The organism is Aureimonas phyllosphaerae (assembly GCF_047943035.1).
In the GTDB taxonomy this organism is placed as follows: Bacteria; Pseudomonadota; Alphaproteobacteria; order Rhizobiales; family Rhizobiaceae; genus Aureimonas; species Aureimonas phyllosphaerae.
Map to the genome: position 1 here is coordinate 1,926,477 of NZ_CP181348.1, position 16,703 is coordinate 1,943,179.

Genomic DNA, 16,703 nt, shown 5'->3' on the forward strand with positions numbered 1-16,703 from the left:
CCTGCGCCGCACGCCCACATGATCTTAGAAAGCCCGCCCGCGCCTCGCGCCGGCGGGCTTCGTTTTGTCCGGCCATCGGCCTATCTCCCGCTGCCCAACCGGCAGCACAGGAGCCCGTATCGTGGCCAAGCTCATTCATTCGATGATCCGCGTTCGCGACGAGGCGCGCTCGGTGGAGTTCTACACGCGAGCCTTCGGCCTTGAGATCGCCGATCGCATCGACTTCGAGACCTTCACGCTGATCTACCTGTCGAACGCGGAGTCCGGCTTCGAGCTGGAGCTGACGGTCAACAAGGACCGCGCGACACCCTACGACCTCGGCGACGGCTACGGCCATCTCGCCGTCAGCGTCGCCGACCTCGAGGCCGAGCGGGCGCGGCTGGAAGCCGAAGGGCTGGCGCCCCAGGGCATCCGCGAGCTGACGCCTCCGAGCGGCGGCAAGGCGCGCTTCTTCTTCATCGCGGACCCGGACGGCTACAAGATCGAGGTGCTGGAGCGCAGCTGGCGCTTTGCTTGAGCGCTCTCTCCCGAAATTTGGTCGCAAGCGATCCTTCCGCGCTGCGCTTGCTGCATTGCAACGGACGCGGTTTCGTATTTAGCTCGCGAGTTGAAGAATCTGCGAAGTCCGGGGGGAGCGTTCGTGCCCATATCCAAGATCCTTGTCGCCAACCGGTCCGAGATCGCGATCCGCGTGTTTCGCGCGGCGAACGAGCTGGGCTTGAAGACGGTGGCGATCTGGGCGGAGGAGGACAAGTACGCCCTCCACCGGTTCAAGGCGGACGAGAGCTACCAGGTCGGCCGCGGGCCGCATCTGTCCCGCGACCTCGGACCGATCGAATCATATCTCTCGATCGAGGAGGTGATCCGGGTCGCCAGGGAGTCCGGGGCCGACGCGATCCATCCGGGCTACGGCCTTCTGTCGGAGAGCCCGGAATTCGTCGATGCCTGCGCGCAGGCCGGCATCACCTTCATCGGCCCGACGGCCGACACGATGCGCCGCCTCGGCAACAAGGTCGCCGCGCGCAACCTCGCGACGCAAGTCGGCGTGCCGGTGGTGCCCGCGACCGATCCGCTGCCCGACGACATGGAGGAGGTCAAGCGTCTCGCCGAGACGGTCGGCTATCCCGTGATGCTGAAAGCCTCATGGGGCGGCGGCGGGCGCGGCATGCGCGCCATCCGCAAACCGGAGGACCTCGCGCGCGAGGTGACCGAGGCCAAGCGCGAGGCCAAGGCCGCCTTCGGCAAGGACGAGGTCTATCTCGAAAAGCTCGTCGAACGCGCGCGCCACGTCGAGGTGCAGATCCTCGGCGACACGCACGGGACGGTGGTCGATCTCTTCGAGCGCGACTGCTCGATCCAGCGGCGCAACCAGAAGGTCGTGGAGCGCGCGCCGGCCCCTTATCTTGATGACACGAAGCGGCGCGAGCTCGCGTCCTACGCGCGCGCCATCTGCGCGGCGACGAACTACGTGGGTGCCGGCACCGTCGAGTTCCTGATGGATGCCGACACCGGCGCCTTCTACTTCATCGAGGTGAACCCGCGCATCCAGGTCGAGCACACCGTCACCGAGCAGGTGACGGGCATCGACATCGTGAAGGCGCAGATCCACATCCTCGACGGGCATGCGATCGGCACGCCGGAATCGGGTGTTCCCCGGCAGGAGGACATCCGCCTCAACGGCCACGCCCTCCAGTGCCGCATCACGACGGAAGACCCCGAGCAGAACTTCATCCCCGACTACGGCCGCATCACCGCCTATCGCGGCGCGACGGGCTTCGGCATCCGGCTCGACGGCGGCACGGCCTATTCGGGCGCGGTCATCACCCGCTTCTACGACCCGCTTCTGGAAAAGGTGACGGCCTGGGCGCCGAGCCCGGAGGAGGCGATCGCGCGCATGCACCGCGCGCTGCGCGAGTTCCGCATCCGGGGCGTCGCGACCAACCTCACCTTCCTCGAAGCGATCATCACGCACCCGGCCTTCGCCGACAACTCGTACACGACGCGCTTCATCGACACGACGCCCGAGCTCTTCGCGCAGGTGAAGCGCCGGGACCGCGCGACGAAGCTCCTGACCTATCTCGCCGACGTCACCGTCAACGGCCACCCCGAGACGCGCGGTCGCCCGAAGCCGCCGGCCGACGCCCGCAAGCCCGTTGCACCCCGCTTCGACAAGCCCGTCCAGCCCGGCTCGCGCCAGCGGCTGGAGGAACTGGGGCCTAAGGGCTTTGCCGACTGGATGCTCCGGCAGCGCGAGGTGCTCGTCACCGACACGACGATGCGCGACGGCCACCAGTCGCTGCTCGCGACCCGCGTGCGCACCCACGACATTGTCGGCATCGCGGATGCCTACGCCAGAGCGTTGCCGCAGCTCCTCTCGCTCGAGTGCTGGGGCGGAGCGACCTTCGACGTCGCCATGCGCTTCCTGACCGAGGACCCGTGGGAGCGCCTTAGCGCGATCCGCGAAAAGGCGCCGAACATCCTTCTCCAGATGCTGCTGCGCGGCTCCAACGGCGTCGGCTACACCAACTATCCCGACAACGTCGTGAAGCGCTTCGTCGCGGAGGCCGCAAGCGGCGGCGTCGATCTCTTCCGCGTCTTCGACTGCCTCAACTGGGTCGAGAACATGCGCGTCTCGATCGACGCGGTGATCGAGTCCGGCAAGCTGTGCGAAGGCGCGATCTGCTACACGGGCGATCTGTTCGACCCCGCCCGCTCGAAGTACGACCTCAAGTACTACGTCAGCCTCGCCAAGGAGATGGAGCGCGCGGGCGCGCACATCCTCGGCGTGAAGGACATGGCGGGCCTCCTGAAGCCGGCGGCGGCCCGCACGCTGATCAGGACGCTGAAGGAGGAGGTGGGCATCCCGATCCACCTCCACACGCACGACACGTCCGGCATCGCAGCCGCGACGATCCTCGCGGCGGTGGATGCCGGCGTCGATGCGGTGGACGCGGCGATGGACGCCTTGTCCGGCAACACGTCGCAGGCCTGCCTCGGTTCGCTCAACGAGGCGCTGAAGGGGTCGGAGCGCGACCCCGGCCTCGACCAGGACGCGATCCGTCGCATCTCCTTCTACTGGGAGGCCGTGCGCAACCAGTATGCCGCCTTCGAGAGCGACCTGAAGGGGCCGGCGTCGGAAGTCTATCTCCATGAGATGCCGGGCGGCCAGTTCACCAACTTGAAGGAACAGGCCCGCTCGCTCGGCCTCGACACGCGCTGGCACGAGGTGGCGAAAGCCTATTCCGAGGCGAACCTGATGTTCGGCGACATCGTGAAGGTGACGCCGTCCTCCAAGGTCGTCGGCGACATGGCGCTGATGATGGTGGCGCAGGACCTGTCCGTCACTGACGTCCAGAACCCCTCGCGCGACATCGCCTTCCCGGAATCGGTCGTCTCCATGCTGCACGGCGATCTCGGCCAGCCCCCCGGCGGCTGGCCGGAAGGGCTGCAGCGCAAGGCCCTGAAGGGCGAGGCGCCGATCACCGAGCGCCCGGGATCGCTGATCCCCGACGCCGACCTCGACGCCGAACGCGCCAAGGTCGAGGAGAAGCTCGGCCGCAAGGTGAGCGACCAGGAATTTGCCTCCTACCTCATGTATCCGAAGGTCTTCACCGACTTCGCTGTTGCCGCCGACACCTACGGTCCGGTCTCGACGCTGCCGACGCCGAACTACTTCTACGGCATCGAGACGGAGGAGGAGATCCTCGTCGACCTCGAGCCCGGCAAGACGCTCGTCATCCGCTCGCTCGGCTCGGCCGATACGGACGAGAAGGGCAAGAAGACGGTGTTCTTCGAACTGAACGGCCAGCCGCGCCGCATCAAGGTGCCGGACCGCGCGAAGGGCTCGGGCTCGGGCGCCGCGCGCCCGAAGGCCGAACCCGGCAACGCGGCGCATGTCGCGGCCCCGATGCCCGGCGTCGTCTCGACGCTGGCCGTGCGGCCCGGCCAGAGCGTCAAGGCCGGCGATGTCCTCCTGTCCATCGAGGCGATGAAGATGGAGACCGCGCTCCACGCCGAGGCCGACGGCACGGTGGAAGCCGTCCAAGTCAAGGCCGGCGACCAGATCGACGCCAAGGACCTGCTCGTCGTGTTCGCCGCCGGCTAGCGCCATCACAAGCAGTCCCGGCGCTCACGCCGGGTTCTGCGTGTTTGACGAATCGTGCATGATCGTGCATGAGGCTCCTCGAGTAAGGAGGCCGCATGACCGAAGTCCTGCCCCATCTCATGGCCGAGCAGCGTCAGGCCGTGATCCGCGAATGGCTGAAGCGGGACGGGCGCGTGCTCGCCGCGCAGCTTGCGGCCAATTTCGGCGTCTCGGAGGACACGGTCCGACGTGACCTTCGCGAGCTTGCCGGGCGCGACGAATGCCGGCGTGTCTATGGCGGCGCCCTGCCGCCCGCGCCGCTCGACGGGTCGCTGAACACGCGGCGGATGCAGGCGCAGGACCGCAAGGCCTTGCTGGGTCATGCGATCGCGCGCACGCTCGTGCCGGGTTCGTCCGTCTTCATCGATGCCGGCTCGACCAACCTCGCGGTGGCCGAGGCGCTGCCGCCGGACTCCGGCATGACCGTCATCACCAACGCCCCGTCGATCGCCTGCGCCCTGCAGGACAAGTCCGGCATGTCGGTGGTGCTGCTCGGCGGACGGCTCGACCCAGGAAGCGGCGCCTGCCTCGGGAGCCAGACGCTGCGCGAGGCCGAGCGCATGCGCCCGTCCGTGCTGGTGCTCGGCGTCTGCGGCGTCGACGCGGAGGCCGGCGTGACCTCGCACGATCTGGAGGAGGCCGATCTGAAGTCGCTCCTCGCATCGCGGGCCGGCGAGATCGTGTTGGCGGCCACCAACGAGAAGATCGGTACCGCGGCATCCTTCTTCGTCGCCCCGATCGACCGGCGCGTGCGCCTGTTCGTCGAGCACGATTGTCCGGTCGAGGCTCTTGCGCCCTTCGAGGGCTTGGACATCCCGATCACCCGCGCGGCCGCCCCCGGCTCGCGCATGCCGGCAAGGACCGTTCGATGACCGCAGACGCACTGTCCCGTCCCGCCTCCTGGCGCGATGCCTGGCCGCGCGAGCGGCTGGCCGTCTCCGGCGCCTTTCTCGCCAACGGCTTCGTGCTCGGCAACTGGACGCCGCAGATCCCGCTCTTCCAGCAGCGGCTCGGCCTGTCGGAGGCCCATCTCGGGCTCATGATCCTTGCCTTCGGCATCGGGGCTGTCGTCGCCATGCCGCTTCTCGGGGCGGCCACCGCCCGCTTCGGCTCGCGCCGCGCGACGCTCGCGATGCACGCGATCCTCGCCCTGTCGCTGCCGCTCCTCGTGCTGGCGCCGAACGTTCCAGTCGCGGCGCTCGCCATCCTCCTCTTCGGGGCGTCGATGGGCGGCATGGACGTCGCGATGAACGCCAATGCGGTGTCGGTCGAACGCCAGCGTCCGCGCGCCATCATGTCGTCCTGCCACGGCTTCTGGTCGGTCGGCGGCTTCATCGGGGCCGCGACGGGAGGCTTCCTCATCGTCTCGCTCGGGCCGGTCGGGCATTTCCTCTTCGTGTCGGCGTTGCTTCTCGCCGCGCTCTGGCCGATCGGGCGTGCGATGCTCGAGGACCGCGACCTCGCTGGCGTCTCGGCGCCCGCCAACGCGGAAGGGGAGGGGCCCGCGGCGCCGTCCGCGGCACGTCTTGCCGTTCTCGGCATCGGCATCTGCGCCCTGTTCGGCATGGTGCCGGAAGGAGCGACGATCGACTGGAGCGCGATCTACCTTCGCTCCGAACTGGGGGCCGATGTCGCCATGTCGGGCTTCGCCTTCGCCGCCTTCTCGGCGGTCATGGCGCTGTTCCGGTTTCTCGGCGACGGCATCCGCGACCGGCTCGGCGCCGTGCGCACCCTCCGACTGTCGGCAGTCGCCGCCATCGGCGCGCTCCTCGTCGTCGGTCTCGCGCCCAATCTCGGCGTCGCGATCCTCGGCTTCGCGCTTCTCGGGATCGGGCTCTCCAACATCGCCCCGATCGCCTTCTCGGCGGCTGGGAACGTGCCGGGCCTGAAGCCCGGCGTCGGCATCTCCATGGCGACGACGATCGGCTATTCCGGCATTCTGATCGCCCCGTCGGCGATCGGCTATCTCGCCGAACACTTCGGCTTCCAGGCCGTGTTTCTCGGCCTCAGCCTCTGCCTTGTCGGCATTCTCGTGCTGTCGCCGCTGACCAGAGGCGCCGACGGTCCGCCGACGTCCTGACGGACGCCGGCGAGCATTCGGGCGTGCGTCAGATCCGCCCGAGCAGAAGCAGGATCAGGACGACCACGAGGAGGAAGCCGAGGATGCCGCTCGGCCCGTAGCCCCACGACCGGGAGTAGCCCCAACCCGGAAAGGCGCCGATGAGAAGCAGGATCAGGATGATGAGGAGGATGGTGCCGAGAGACATGTGCGACTCCATGACGCGTGACGATACGCGATCACAACGGCGTCATTGTCACACGCGTTCCATGGTTTCGTCACGCCATCGTCATGATTCAGATCAGCACAGTCACCCACACCATCACCGCTGCCGTGAACAGCACGCCGAAGGCGATCGCCGGACGCCAGCTCCAGCCGCGCGACCACGGCCAGACCGGAATGATCGCGGCGAACATCAGGAGCGCGAAGAGGGCGAGGGCGGCGCCGGGCGTCATGTGGGTTCCATCGCGGGAGGCAACTCGGCGTCGGGATACGGGGCGGCCGGCGCCATCGCAAGCCTTTGCGACGCCGCTGTCACGGTCGCGACACGATGATCCTCTTTTCATGGCATCGCCGAACGGCGATATAGCTGTCGACCCCTGCCGAGGCGGAGACGCCCGGCCATTCCTGACGATCCGCGAGACGAGCCCCCGATGACGCTCCAAGCCCCCGTCGAACCGGTTCTGGCCGATCCCCTCCCGCGCCGCCGCACCGTGGGCGTGTCCGTCGGCGGCGTGGTCGTCGGCGGTCCGGCCCCGGTCGTCGTCCAGTCGATGACCAACACCGACACGGCCGACATCGACGCGACCGTGGCGCAGGTGGCGCAGCTCGCCAAGGCGGGGTCCGAGATCGTGCGCATCACGGTGGACCGCAACGAGTCGGCCGCCGCCGTGCCGCGCATCCGCGACCGCCTGGAGCGGCTCGGGATCGACGTGCCCCTCGTCGGCGACTTCCATTACATCGGGCACAAGCTTCTCGCCGATCACCCGGATTGTGCGGCGGCGCTCGCCAAGTACCGCATCAATCCCGGCAATGTGGGCTTCAAGGACAAGAAGGACCGGCAGTTCGTCGAGATCATCGAGATGGCGATCCGGCACGACAAGCCGGTGCGCATCGGCGTCAACTGGGGCTCGCTCGACCAGGAACTCCTGACGCGCCTGATGGACGAGAACTCGAAGCTCGCCCAGCCGCTCGGCGCGCGCGCCGTGATGCGCGAATCGATCATCCAGTCGGCGCTCCATTCGGCAGCACTCGCCGAAGAGACGGGCCTCGCTCGCGAGAAGATCATCCTCTCGGCCAAGGTCTCGAACGTTCAGGACCTCATCGCCGTCTATCGCGACCTGTCGCGCCGCACGACCCACGCCCTGCATCTCGGCCTGACCGAGGCTGGCATGGGTTCGAAGGGCATCGTGGCCTCCTCGGCCGCGCTCGGCATCCTCCTGCAGGAGGGCATCGGCGACACGATCCGCGTGTCGCTGACGCCCGAGCCCGGCGGTGACCGCACCAAGGAGGTGCAGGTCGCGCAGGAAATCCTGCAGACCATGGGCTTCCGGCAGTTCATTCCGATCGTCGCGGCCTGCCCCGGCTGCGGGCGTACGACGTCGACGCTGTTCCAGGAGCTCGCCGAGACGATCCAGACCGACATCCGGGTCAACATGCCGGTGTGGCGCGAGCGCTATCCCGGCGTCGAGGCGCTGTCGGTCGCGGTCATGGGCTGCATCGTCAACGGTCCCGGCGAATCCAAGCACGCCGACATCGGCATCTCGCTGCCCGGCACGGCGGAAGTCCCCTCGGCGCCGGTCTACATGGACGGCGAAAAGGTCGCGACGCTGCGCGGACCCAATATCGCGCGGGACTTCCACGAGATGGTGCTCGCCTATATCGACCGCCGCTTCGGTCGGCCTGCCGCGGCGGAATGATCCGCCGCCTGGCTCTCGCTCTCGTCGCGGTCGTCTTCGCTCTTGCCCCGGCCGGGGCGGCCGAGCCGAAGGCGGACCCGCGCGTCGGCCGCATCTGCGATCTCATCGCCGAGAACGCGGCGGCGGTCGGCATGGCCCCCGACTTCTTCGCCCGGCTGATCTGGAAGGAATCGCGCTTCGACGAGGGCGCGCGCTCGCCCGTCGGCGCGCAGGGCATCGCCCAGTTCATGCCTTATACCGCCCGCGAGCGGGGTCTCTCCGACCCTTACGACAAGGAACAGGCGCTGCGGCACTCGGCCGAATATCTGCGTGACCTGCGCGCCGAACTCGGCTCCTGGGGACTCGCGGCGGCCGCCTACAACGGCGGCATCAACCGCGTGAAGCGCTGGATGGTGTCGGGCGGGCGGCTTCCCTACGAGACCGAAGACTACGTTCTGTCGATCACGGCCCAGCCGGCGGCCTGGTTTCGCGAGGAGAAGCGCGAGGCGGAGGTGAAGCCTCTGGTCGCCGATCTCGAGTTCGCGCTCGCCTGCCGCCGCCTGCCGATCCTGCCGACGCGCGCCGTGTTCGCGGTGGCCGAAAGCGCGCCGATGCGCCCCTGGGGCGCGCAGGTGGCGGGCCACCCCAACGAGGCGATCGCGGTGCGCATCTATCGCAAGCTTCAGGACCAGTATCCCGCCGTTCTCGGCGGCGTCGAGCCGATCGTGATGCGGGCGCGCCCGATCTCCGGCCCGCGCCGGATCACCGCGGTGCGCATCGGCGCCGATTCGCGGCGCGAGGCGGAAAGCTTCTGCAACAAGTATCGCGGCGTCGGCGGCTCGTGCGTCGTCACCCGGAACCGCTAGCCGGCATGGGGATGATCGGTCTGCGCGATCTGCGGCCGAACGACGTCGGCGGGCTCGCGGACATCTGGCATGCGAGCGCGAGCCTCCCCGGTGTCGGTCCCCCGGTGCTGCCGTCGCGCGAGGCGATGCGCTGGCGTTTCGAGCACGAACTCATGCCGGCTTGCCGCATCATCGTCGCCGAGCAGGGCGGCGAGGCCGCGGGCTTTGCCGCGATGAAGCTTGGGGAGCGGGTGCTCGACCAGTTGTTCGTCCGTCCCGGTCTCCTCGGCAGCGGGGTGGGACGATGCCTTCTCGACGCGGTGAAGCGCGAGATGCCCAGCGGTTTCACGCTCTTCACCCGGCCGACCAATCCGCGCGCCTGCCGCTTCTACGAGGCGGCCGGGTTGCAGATCCTGAGGCGCGAGATCCATCCGCGCTTTGGCGATCCGATCGTCGTCTACGGTTGGCGGCCCGGCGCCTAGAGCCCGAACTGGCGCAGGAGCGCCATCGCGACGACGCCGATGGTGACGCTCGCCAGCACCGAGAGGCGGAGCGACAGGAGTCCGGCCGCGACGATCACCAGCCGCTCCAGCCAGCCGCCGTCGACGAAGACGGGCGTGACGATGGTGATGAGCATCGCCGGCGGCACCGCGTCGAGCGCGGCCTCGACGCGCGGGGGAATGCGCTCGAAGCGCGACAGCACGAGATGGCCGGCGACGCGCGTTCCATAGGTGAGAACGGCGGCGAGAAGGGCGAGAAGCCAGATGTCGTTCATGGCGCGGGCCGTTCGGAGGGCGCTCGCAACACGGCGGAGAGAATGCCGGCGAGGCCGCCGAGCGTCACGTGCCAAGGGGAGCCGAGCGTCAGGTAGACCGCGACCGAGGTGATGGCCGAAACGGCAAAGACCGTGAGGAAGCCGTCGCGTCGACGGAAGCCGAGCGTCAGGGCGAGGAAGTAGATCGGCAAGAGCACGTCGAGCCCGATCGCCCGCTGGTCCCCGATCAGCTTGCCGAAGACGATGCCGCCATAGGTCGAGGCGAGCCAGACGACGTAGAGCACCGCGGCATAGGTGAAGTAGAAGCGCTTGGTGAGGGTGCGGTGCGCGGCGCGCTCCTCGGCCGCCGCGAAGGTCGGGTCGACGAGGAGGTAGAAGGCCAGCGCCTTCTCGCCCGTGTTGAAGCGTCCGAGCTTGCGGCCGACCGAAGCCGAATAGAGGACGTGGCGGAAGTTGAGCGCGACGACGGCAACGAGGATCGACCAGAGCGGCGTGCCGAGCGCCACGAGCTGGAGGATGACGAGCTGCGAGGCGCCGGCATAGATCGCCGCCGAGAAGCCCATCGCCTGGAAGGCCGTCAGCCCGGCGTCGATCGCCAGCGCGCCGAACACCATGCCGAACGGCACGATGGCGATCAGGACAGGCAGGACCTCGGAGAGGGCCGCCGCGACCTCGCCGCGCTGCGCCTCGAGGATCATTTGCTGCGCCGGGCGACGAAACGCGCTGTGGCCCGCAGCGTCTCCGCACGCTCGCCGAAGGGTTCGAGCAGACCCTCCGCCTCGGCGACGAGCCGTTCGAGTTCGGCGCGCGTCCACGCGATGCCGCGGAGCGCGGGCAAGGTCTTCTTGCCGCGTGCCGCGTCCTTGCCCGCCGCCTTGCCGAGCGTCGCGGCATCCGCCGTCTCGTCGAGAAGATCGTCGGCAAGCTGGAACGCGAGCCCGACGACCTCGCCGTAGCGGCGCATCACGCGGCGGTCGGCCGGCGAGGCGCCGGCGAGGATCGCGCCGGCCTCGGTCGCAAAGGCGATCAACGCGCCGGTCTTCATCGCCTGCATGCGGGCGATCTCGGCCTCGTCGAGGGTCGTGGTCTCGGCGGCGAGATCCAGCGCCTGACCGCCCGCCATGCCGGCGGCGCCCGCCTCGCGCGACAGAAGGCGGATCAGCGCGAGGCGCGCGGCGGGCTCGATCCCGCCATCGCCCTCCGCCACCAGCCCGAAGGCGAGCGTCAGGAGGGCGTCGCCGGCAAGAATCGCGGTCGCCTCGTCGTAGGCCCTATGAACGGTGGGACGGCCGCGACGAAGGTCGTCGTCGTCCATCGCCGGAAGGTCGTCGTGGATCAGCGAGTAGCAGTGGATGCATTCCAGCGCCTGCGCCACCGGCGCGGCCGTCGCGGCATCCGCGCCGAAGAGGGCAGCCGATTCTTCCACAAGAAAGGGGCGGAGGCGCTTGCCGCCGTCGAGCGACCCGTGCCGCATGGCCGCCAGGAGCCGCTCGGGCGCGCCGGCGAGAAGGAGTGACGTGCCGGAAAGCGCTGCGGTGAGGCCCTCTTCCATGCGGGCGGCGGCCTGGCCGAGGCGCGCCTCGAAGGCGGGGTCCACGCTCTGGCTCATCTCACACGTCTCCTGTCGCTCGCGAGGACGTGTGTGCCCATCCTCGCCCGTGGCGGCAAGGGGAAAGCGGACTTGTTGCCGCGCTTTCCCAGCCTTTGCTAAGAGGGGACGCGAGCCCAAGGGGGGATCTCGACCTCGGCACCAAGACAGGACGCGAATGATCCGACGCATGCTCCATGCCGCCGCGTTCGCGATCGTGCTCCTCGCCGCCATCCCGCTGGTGCTGGTGCCGATCTACGCCCTGCCGTTCGTGCGCCCCGTCTCGACGCTGATGCTGGCCGAGCATTTCAGCTTCCAGCCGTTCGAGCGGGAGTGGACGCCGCTGGAGAAAATCTCGCCTGTCCTCGTGCGTTCGGTGATGATGTCGGAGGATGGCCAGTACTGCTTCCACGGCGGGGTGGACTGGAACGCGATGCGCAGCGTCGTCGACCAGGCGATCGGCGACGGGGAGGCGAGTCGCGGCGCCTCGACGATCCCGATGCAGACGGTGAAGAACCTCTTCCTGTGGAACGGTCGGTCCTACCTGCGAAAGGGGCTGGAACTGCCGCTCGCGCTCTATGCCGACTTGATCTGGTCGAAGAGCCGGACGATGGAACTCTATCTCAACATCGCCGAGTGGGGGAACGGCATCTACGGGGTGGGCGCCGCCTCGCGCTACTACTTCAACAAGCCGGCCTCCGAACTCAGCGCCCGGCAGGCGGCGCTGCTCGCCGTCGCGCTGCCCTCGCCGCTGACGCGCGACCCGGCCAATCCGTCGGCCGGACTGCGCCGGCTGGCGGGCACCGTCGAGGCGCGGGCGCGCGCGTCGGGCGACTATATCGGCTGCATCGACGGGGTGTGAGCCGCGATTTCGGCAGCCTCCCCTTTGCAAACCGGGCCGGGTTTGCTATGCGACCCTCGATTTCCCGTCAGTGCGAAGGGCAGGATCGATCCTCGTCAAGGGTCGGCCGCCGGTCGTCGGTTCGGGAAGGGCCGGGCGCACGGTGCGCTGCCGGCTCGCCAGAGATGAACCACTTGAACGGCGCGACGCTCCTTCGGGAATTCGCGCCGGCGACCTGAACGGAGAGACCGATGGCCGTCCCCAAGCGAAAGACTTCCCCCTCCAAGCGCGGCATGCGCCGCTCGGCCGACGCGCTCACCGCGCCGACCTACATCGAGGACAAGAACTCCGGCGAGCTGCGCCGTCCGCACCACATCGACCTGAAGACGGGCATGTACCGCGGCAAGCAGATCCTGACGGTCAAGGAAAACGCCTGATCCGTTCCGGCCGATGCCCCGGGCGGGCATCGCCGACATGACAAAGGGCCGGTCGCTTCGAGCGCCGGCCCTTTTTCGTTGAATGGGCGCGGCGACGACTCAGCGCCGCCGGCCCCGCGATCAGTTCTTCTTGGCGTCCAGCGCCTCGATGCGGCGCTGCATCTCGGCCAGCTGGTCGCGCATCGCCGAGAGGTCGTCCTGCGTCGGGGCCGGCGGGGCGGTCGGCTTGGGCGGCGCGCTCGCGCCCTTCGCGGCCTCGGCGGCGGTGCCCAAAGCATTCGCCATGAACGGGTTGAACACCGCCATCGCCTCGCGGAACATCTCGGTGTTGCGGCGGACCTGCGTCTCCATCATCTGCAGCGGGTTGGCCGAGGTCGCGCGGAAGCTCTCCTGCTCGCGCTGGAAGGCGGCCATCGACTGCTCGAGATAGGCCGGCACCACCATCTGCATCTGGTCGCCGTAGAAGCGGATGAGCTGGCGCAGGAAGGTGATGGGCATCAGGGTCTGCCCGCCCTTGTTCTCCTGCTCGAAGATGATCTGGGTCAGGACGGAATGGGTGATGTCCTCGCCGGTCTTGGCGTCCTGCACCACGAAGTCCTCGTTGCCCTTGACCATGGCCGCAAGGTTCTCGAGCGTGACGTACATGGACGTGCCGGTGTTGTAGAGCCGCCGGTTGGCGTACTTTTTGATCACCGTCGGTTCGTTGCTGCGTGCCATCCGCTCTCTCCCACATGCTGGCCCGGGGGCGGCCTCGCGGCCGTGCTGCCCCTGCGAAGACTTGACCACAGTTTTGCGGCGTTTCCAAACGTTCCGCAGCGCACAGAGCCGTTTGTCCGCAGACCTTTGGACGGGATGCCGCGCGGCATCGGCTCCCCTGCGCCTGCACGCGCGGCGGACCGGGCCGTGGGTGCAACGCAATCTCAGGCTGCAACGTTTGACAGCCGGCGAACCCGTCTGCGAGATAGCGACGGCTGACGCGGCGGCAGGGCCGCGAGCATCCTGCGGGAGGAAAGGCATTCCATGAGCTCTTCTGGACAGTCCATCGTCATCGTCGGTGCGGCGCGCACCCCTGTGGGCGCCTTCAACGGGGCCTTCGCCACCGTCCCGGCGCATGAACTGGGGGCTGCCGCCATCACCGCGGCCCTGCAGCGCGCGGGTGTCGATCCGGGCGAGGTCGACGAGGTGATCCTCGGCCAGGTGCTCAGCGCCGGCGAGGGGCAGAACCCGGCTCGTCAGGCCGCGATGGCGGCGGGCGTGCCGAAGGAGGCGACCGCCTGGGGTCTCAACCAGCTCTGCGGCTCCGGGCTTCGCGCCGTGGCGCTCGGCCTGCAGCAGATCGCGGGCGGCGACGCGCGCATCGTGGTCGCCGGCGGGCAGGAGTCCATGTCCATGGCCCCGCACGTCGCGCATCTGCGCTCGGGCACCAAGATGGGCGACATGAAGCTCGTCGATTCCATGCTGAAGGATGGCCTGATCGACGCCTTCCACGGCTATCACATGGGCAACACGGCCGAGAACGTCGCGCGCCAGTGGCAGATCACCCGCGACGAGCAGGACGAGTTCGCCGTCCGCTCGCAGAACAAGGCGGAGGAGGCCCAGAAGGCCGGCCGCTTCAAGGACGAGATCGCGCCCTTCACGGTGAAGAGCCGCAAGGGCGACGTCGTCGTGTCGGACGACGAGTACATCAAGGCCGGCACGACGCTCGACAAGGTGCAGAAGCTGAAGCCCGCCTTCGACAAGGAAGGCACCGTGACCGCGGCCAATGCCTCCGGCATCAACGACGGCGCGGCCGTCGCCGTCCTGATGAGCGAGGCGGAAGCCTCGCGCCGCGGTCTGACGCCGCTCGCGCGCATCGTCTCCTGGGCGACCGTCGGTGTCGACCCCGCCGTGATGGGCACCGGGCCGATCCCGGCTTCGCGCAAGGCGCTGGAGAAGGCCGGCTGGTCGCTCGACGATCTCGATCTCGTGGAAGCCAACGAGGCCTTCGCGGCGCAGGCCTGCGCGGTGAACAAGGACCTTGGCTGGAACCCCGACATCGTCAACGTCAACGGCGGCGCCATCGCGATCGGTCACCCGATCGGCGCGTCGGGCGCGCGCGTCCTCAACACGCTCCTCTTCGAGATGGCGCGCCGCGATGCCAAGCGGGGGCTCGCCACGCTCTGCATCGGCGGCGGCATGGGCGTCGCCATGTGCTTCGAGCGCGGCTGACGCGGCTCTGAACGCCGGCCGGCTCGCCGCTTAGCGGGCCGGCGTCTCTTCGACAATCGCATCCGACAGCCGGCACGCGCCTTCCCGGAAGGCGCGGCGGGTCGTCGTGCGTCTCCCGTCCGGCCTGTCCGGGCGGGGGAGGGCCATCGCATCGTCACGTGAAAAGGGAGGAATGGCATGAGCAGGGTTGCGATCGTCACGGGAGGCTCGCGCGGTATCGGCGCGGCGGTATCCAAGGCGCTGAAAGCGGCGGGCTACAAGGTAGCCGCCAACTATGCGGGCAATGACGAGGCGGCGAACGCCTTCAAGGCCGAGACCGGCATCGACGTCTTCAAGTGGGACGTCTCGGACTACACCTCCTGCGGCGAGGGCATCGCGGCCGTGGAAGCCGCGCTCGGGCCGGTCGACATCCTCGTCAACAATGCCGGCATCACGCGCGACGCGATGTTCCACAAGATGACGCCCGAGCAGTGGAACCAGGTCATCGGGACCAACCTCACCGGCGTCTTCAACATGACGCGTCAGGTCTGGGACGGCATGCGCTCGCGCAAGTTCGGCCGCATCGTCAATATCTCCTCGATCAACGGCCAGAAGGGTCAGGCGGGGCAGGCGAACTATTCCGCCGCCAAGGCCGGCGACATCGGTTTCACCAAGGCGCTGGCGCAGGAGGGCGCGCGCGCCGGGATCACGGTCAACGCGATCTGCCCCGGCTATATCGGCACGGAGATGGTGCGCGCGATCGACGAGAAGGTGCTGGCCGAGCGCATTTTGCCGCACATCCCGGTCGGTCGCCTCGGCGAGCCGGAGGAAGTGGCCCGCAGCGTCCTCTACCTCGTGGCCGAGGACGCCGGGTTCATCACCGGATCGACGCTGACGATCAACGGCGGCCAGTACTTCCACTGACCTCCGTTTTCGATGGTCGGCAACACGGGAGGAACCGAACCGGTTCTCCCGTGTTCTTCCCCGCGATATCGGGCGCGCGATTGTTTCGAACCCATGGCGCCCTCCTTGTTCGTGGAGGATTTCTTATGATCCGCAAGCATCTGACCATTGCCGTCCTGGCGGCTGCCACCATCGCCAGCGCCGCTCCGGCCATGGCGCAGGGCATCGAGATCGGCCGTGACGGCGTTCGTCTCGTCGACCCCAACCGCGACGACATGCGTCGTGATGACATGCGCCGCGACGATCGTCGTGGCCGCGAGATCGGCGAGCGTGACGCGGTCCGTATCGCCCGCGCCGAGGGCGTGCGCGAGGTGGACGACGTCCGTCGCACCAGCCGCTCCTACCGCGTGATCGGCACCGATCGCCGCGGCGACGACATCCAGGTCGATATCGACCGCCGCAGCGGCGACGTCATCGGCGTCCGCTAATACCGGCATCGATGGGACAGGAAAGGCGGGTCGCTCCGGCGGCCCGCCTTTTTTTCGTGCGGCCCTTCGCCGGTCTTGAAGCCGCCACGGGTTCCCGCAAATTTGCCGGCTAGGGACATCCTCTCTTACGGAACCGCCATGTCGAAGCCCCTGCGTTTCTCGCTTGCCCTCGCCGCCACGCTTCTTGCGGCCACCGCGCCCGCCCTGTCCCAGACGCTGGAGTTCGGGCCGAACGGCCTGCAGATCGTGCCCAACGACCGGCGCGGACCGGACTACGGCTACGACCGTCCGCCCGAGCGCCGCGGACCGCCGGGCATCAGCGAGCGGCAGGCCGTGCGCATCGCGCGCTCGGAAGGCATGCGCGAGATCGACGACGTGTTTCGCCAGCGCCGGACGATTCGCATCGAGGGCGCCGACCGTCGCGGCGACGACATGACCGTCATCATCGATGCCCGCACAGGCGACGTGATCGACGTTCACTGAGAAGCTTCCAGGCGGGGGCGTTTGCGTTTCGTCCATTTCGACCCACCTATGGTGC

At 68.6% G+C, this 16,703-nt stretch carries 19 protein-coding genes; 13 read left to right on the forward strand and 6 right to left on the reverse strand.

Annotation, left to right across the window (positions count from 1 at the left end; genetic code table 11):
- Positions 1–121 precede the first annotated feature (121 nt).
- The 4 genes from ACLNGM_RS08940 (at position 122) to ACLNGM_RS08955 (ending at position 6,224) form a co-directional block, all read left to right on the forward strand.
- Entirely contained in the window at positions 122–517 is a 396-nt protein-coding gene (locus tag ACLNGM_RS08940; protein WP_416358035.1) for a VOC family protein, read from the forward strand.
- 123 nt (positions 518–640) lie between these two features.
- Positions 641–4,105 (forward strand): pyruvate carboxylase, encoded by a 3,465-nt coding sequence (pyc, locus tag ACLNGM_RS08945; RefSeq protein WP_416358036.1) that lies wholly within the window; start codon positions 641–643, stop codon positions 4,103–4,105.
- A gap of 95 nt (positions 4,106–4,200) precedes the next feature.
- Positions 4,201–5,016, forward strand: a complete 816-nt coding sequence (locus tag ACLNGM_RS08950) for a DeoR/GlpR family DNA-binding transcription regulator (protein WP_416358037.1) — start codon at positions 4,201–4,203, stop codon at positions 5,014–5,016.
- The gene (locus ACLNGM_RS08955) at positions 5,013–6,224 is read left to right on the forward strand and encodes an MFS transporter (RefSeq protein ID WP_416358038.1); all 1,212 of its coding nucleotides are present in this window, start codon (positions 5,013–5,015) and stop codon (positions 6,222–6,224) included. The genes ACLNGM_RS08950 and ACLNGM_RS08955 overlap by 4 nt, the downstream gene beginning before the upstream one ends.
- A gap of 28 nt (positions 6,225–6,252) precedes the next feature.
- Here the strand turns inward: ACLNGM_RS08955 and ACLNGM_RS08960 are convergent, their stop codons facing one another.
- On the reverse strand, positions 6,253–6,411 hold the full coding sequence (locus ACLNGM_RS08960) for a DUF3309 family protein (RefSeq protein ID WP_082505214.1): 159 nt from the start codon (positions 6,409–6,411) through the stop codon (positions 6,253–6,255).
- A gap of 88 nt (positions 6,412–6,499) precedes the next feature.
- Complete coding sequence (locus tag ACLNGM_RS08965; protein ID WP_416358039.1) at positions 6,500–6,658, reverse strand: hypothetical protein; 159 nt, start codon at positions 6,656–6,658, stop codon at positions 6,500–6,502.
- A gap of 198 nt (positions 6,659–6,856) precedes the next feature.
- Here ACLNGM_RS08965 and ispG point away from each other — a divergent pair, with 198 nt between their 5' ends.
- Genes ispG through ACLNGM_RS08980 form a run of 3 tightly spaced genes read left to right on the forward strand, consistent with a single transcriptional unit; the run spans position 6,857 to position 9,428 of the window.
- Positions 6,857–8,122, forward strand: coding sequence for a flavodoxin-dependent (E)-4-hydroxy-3-methylbut-2-enyl-diphosphate synthase (ispG, locus tag ACLNGM_RS08970; protein ID WP_090966613.1), 1,266 nt, complete (start codon positions 6,857–6,859; stop codon positions 8,120–8,122).
- On the forward strand, positions 8,119–8,967 hold the full coding sequence (locus tag ACLNGM_RS08975) for a lytic transglycosylase domain-containing protein (RefSeq protein ID WP_090966611.1): 849 nt from the start codon (positions 8,119–8,121) through the stop codon (positions 8,965–8,967). Before ispG ends, ACLNGM_RS08975 begins: the two co-directional genes overlap by 4 nt.
- Positions 8,968–8,972: 5 nt before the next feature.
- Positions 8,973–9,428 (forward strand): GNAT family N-acetyltransferase, encoded by a 456-nt coding sequence (locus ACLNGM_RS08980; RefSeq protein ID WP_090966608.1) that lies wholly within the window; start codon positions 8,973–8,975, stop codon positions 9,426–9,428.
- Here ACLNGM_RS08980 and ACLNGM_RS08985 read toward each other — a convergent pair.
- The 3 genes from ACLNGM_RS08985 to ACLNGM_RS08995 are packed head-to-tail and all read right to left on the reverse strand — an operon-like array spanning position 9,425 to position 11,273.
- Complete coding sequence (locus ACLNGM_RS08985) at positions 9,425–9,721, reverse strand: AzlD family protein (RefSeq protein ID WP_090966606.1); 297 nt, start codon at positions 9,719–9,721, stop codon at positions 9,425–9,427. The two genes, ACLNGM_RS08980 and ACLNGM_RS08985, sit on opposite strands and share 4 nt — an antisense overlap.
- The gene (locus tag ACLNGM_RS08990; RefSeq protein WP_416358040.1) at positions 9,718–10,419 is read right to left on the reverse strand and encodes an AzlC family ABC transporter permease; all 702 of its coding nucleotides are present in this window, start codon (positions 10,417–10,419) and stop codon (positions 9,718–9,720) included. The genes ACLNGM_RS08985 and ACLNGM_RS08990 overlap by 4 nt, the downstream gene beginning before the upstream one ends.
- Positions 10,416–11,273, reverse strand: coding sequence for a polyprenyl synthetase family protein (locus ACLNGM_RS08995; protein ID WP_416358419.1), 858 nt, complete (start codon positions 11,271–11,273; stop codon positions 10,416–10,418). The genes ACLNGM_RS08990 and ACLNGM_RS08995 overlap by 4 nt, the downstream gene beginning before the upstream one ends.
- A gap of 214 nt (positions 11,274–11,487) precedes the next feature.
- Here ACLNGM_RS08995 and mtgA point away from each other — a divergent pair, with 214 nt between their 5' ends.
- Positions 11,488–12,171 carry a monofunctional biosynthetic peptidoglycan transglycosylase gene (gene mtgA / locus ACLNGM_RS09000; RefSeq protein ID WP_416358041.1) on the forward strand — a complete coding sequence of 228 codons (684 nt, stop codon included), beginning with the start codon at positions 11,488–11,490 and terminating at the stop codon, positions 12,169–12,171.
- Between the two features lie 230 nt (positions 12,172–12,401).
- Entirely contained in the window at positions 12,402–12,587 is a 186-nt protein-coding gene (rpmF, locus tag ACLNGM_RS09005) for a 50S ribosomal protein L32 (protein ID WP_090966598.1), read from the forward strand.
- 120 nt (positions 12,588–12,707) lie between these two features.
- Here rpmF and phaR read toward each other — a convergent pair whose 3' ends face one another.
- The gene (gene phaR, locus ACLNGM_RS09010) at positions 12,708–13,304 is read right to left on the reverse strand and encodes a polyhydroxyalkanoate synthesis repressor PhaR (RefSeq protein WP_090966596.1); all 597 of its coding nucleotides are present in this window, start codon (positions 13,302–13,304) and stop codon (positions 12,708–12,710) included.
- A 303-nt stretch (positions 13,305–13,607) separates the two neighbouring features.
- On the opposite strand from phaR, the gene ACLNGM_RS09015 reads away from it, so the two are divergent.
- The 4 genes from ACLNGM_RS09015 to ACLNGM_RS09030 all read left to right on the forward strand — a co-directional run bounded on the left by ACLNGM_RS09015 (position 13,608) and on the right by ACLNGM_RS09030 (position 16,648).
- Positions 13,608–14,795 carry an acetyl-CoA C-acetyltransferase gene (locus ACLNGM_RS09015; RefSeq protein WP_090966594.1) on the forward strand — a complete coding sequence of 396 codons (1,188 nt, stop codon included), beginning with the start codon at positions 13,608–13,610 and terminating at the stop codon, positions 14,793–14,795.
- A gap of 177 nt (positions 14,796–14,972) precedes the next feature.
- Positions 14,973–15,698, forward strand: a complete 726-nt coding sequence (phbB, locus tag ACLNGM_RS09020) for an acetoacetyl-CoA reductase (RefSeq protein WP_090966592.1) — start codon at positions 14,973–14,975, stop codon at positions 15,696–15,698.
- A 125-nt stretch (positions 15,699–15,823) separates the two neighbouring features.
- Positions 15,824–16,165, forward strand: a complete 342-nt coding sequence (locus tag ACLNGM_RS09025) for a hypothetical protein (RefSeq protein WP_090966590.1) — start codon at positions 15,824–15,826, stop codon at positions 16,163–16,165.
- 138 nt (positions 16,166–16,303) lie between these two features.
- The gene (locus tag ACLNGM_RS09030; protein WP_416358042.1) at positions 16,304–16,648 is read left to right on the forward strand and encodes a PepSY domain-containing protein; all 345 of its coding nucleotides are present in this window, start codon (positions 16,304–16,306) and stop codon (positions 16,646–16,648) included.
- Positions 16,649–16,703 lie beyond the last annotated feature (55 nt).

What these genes read in the sequence shown, in the direction of transcription:
- ACLNGM_RS08950 (WP_416358037.1), top strand. Translation starts at nt 4,201, where the DNA reads ATGACCGAAGTCCTGCCCCATCTCATGGCCGAGCAGCGTCAGGCCGTG.
- ACLNGM_RS08955 (WP_416358038.1), top strand. Translation starts at nt 5,013, where the DNA reads ATGACCGCAGACGCACTGTCCCGTCCCGCCTCCTGGCGCGATGCCTGG.
- ACLNGM_RS08960 (WP_082505214.1), bottom strand. Translation starts at nt 6,411, where the DNA reads ATGTCTCTCGGCACCATCCTCCTCATCATCCTGATCCTGCTTCTCATC.
- ACLNGM_RS08965 (WP_416358039.1), bottom strand. Translation starts at nt 6,658, where the DNA reads ATGACGCCCGGCGCCGCCCTCGCCCTCTTCGCGCTCCTGATGTTCGCC.
- ispG (WP_090966613.1), top strand. Translation starts at nt 6,857, where the DNA reads ATGACGCTCCAAGCCCCCGTCGAACCGGTTCTGGCCGATCCCCTCCCG.
- ACLNGM_RS08975 (WP_090966611.1), top strand. Translation starts at nt 8,119, where the DNA reads ATGATCCGCCGCCTGGCTCTCGCTCTCGTCGCGGTCGTCTTCGCTCTT.
- ACLNGM_RS08980 (WP_090966608.1), top strand. Translation starts at nt 8,973, where the DNA reads ATGGGGATGATCGGTCTGCGCGATCTGCGGCCGAACGACGTCGGCGGG.
- ACLNGM_RS08985 (WP_090966606.1), bottom strand. Translation starts at nt 9,721, where the DNA reads ATGAACGACATCTGGCTTCTCGCCCTTCTCGCCGCCGTTCTCACCTAT.
- ACLNGM_RS08990 (WP_416358040.1), bottom strand. Translation starts at nt 10,419, where the DNA reads ATGATCCTCGAGGCGCAGCGCGGCGAGGTCGCGGCGGCCCTCTCCGAG.
- ACLNGM_RS08995 (WP_416358419.1), bottom strand. Translation starts at nt 11,273, where the DNA reads ATGGAAGAGGGCCTCACCGCAGCGCTTTCCGGCACGTCACTCCTTCTC.
- mtgA (WP_416358041.1), top strand. Translation starts at nt 11,488, where the DNA reads ATGATCCGACGCATGCTCCATGCCGCCGCGTTCGCGATCGTGCTCCTC.
- rpmF (WP_090966598.1), top strand. Translation starts at nt 12,402, where the DNA reads ATGGCCGTCCCCAAGCGAAAGACTTCCCCCTCCAAGCGCGGCATGCGC.
- phaR (WP_090966596.1), bottom strand. Translation starts at nt 13,304, where the DNA reads ATGGCACGCAGCAACGAACCGACGGTGATCAAAAAGTACGCCAACCGG.
- ACLNGM_RS09015 (WP_090966594.1), top strand. Translation starts at nt 13,608, where the DNA reads ATGAGCTCTTCTGGACAGTCCATCGTCATCGTCGGTGCGGCGCGCACC.
- phbB (WP_090966592.1), top strand. Translation starts at nt 14,973, where the DNA reads ATGAGCAGGGTTGCGATCGTCACGGGAGGCTCGCGCGGTATCGGCGCG.
- ACLNGM_RS09025 (WP_090966590.1), top strand. Translation starts at nt 15,824, where the DNA reads ATGATCCGCAAGCATCTGACCATTGCCGTCCTGGCGGCTGCCACCATC.
- ACLNGM_RS09030 (WP_416358042.1), top strand. Translation starts at nt 16,304, where the DNA reads ATGTCGAAGCCCCTGCGTTTCTCGCTTGCCCTCGCCGCCACGCTTCTT.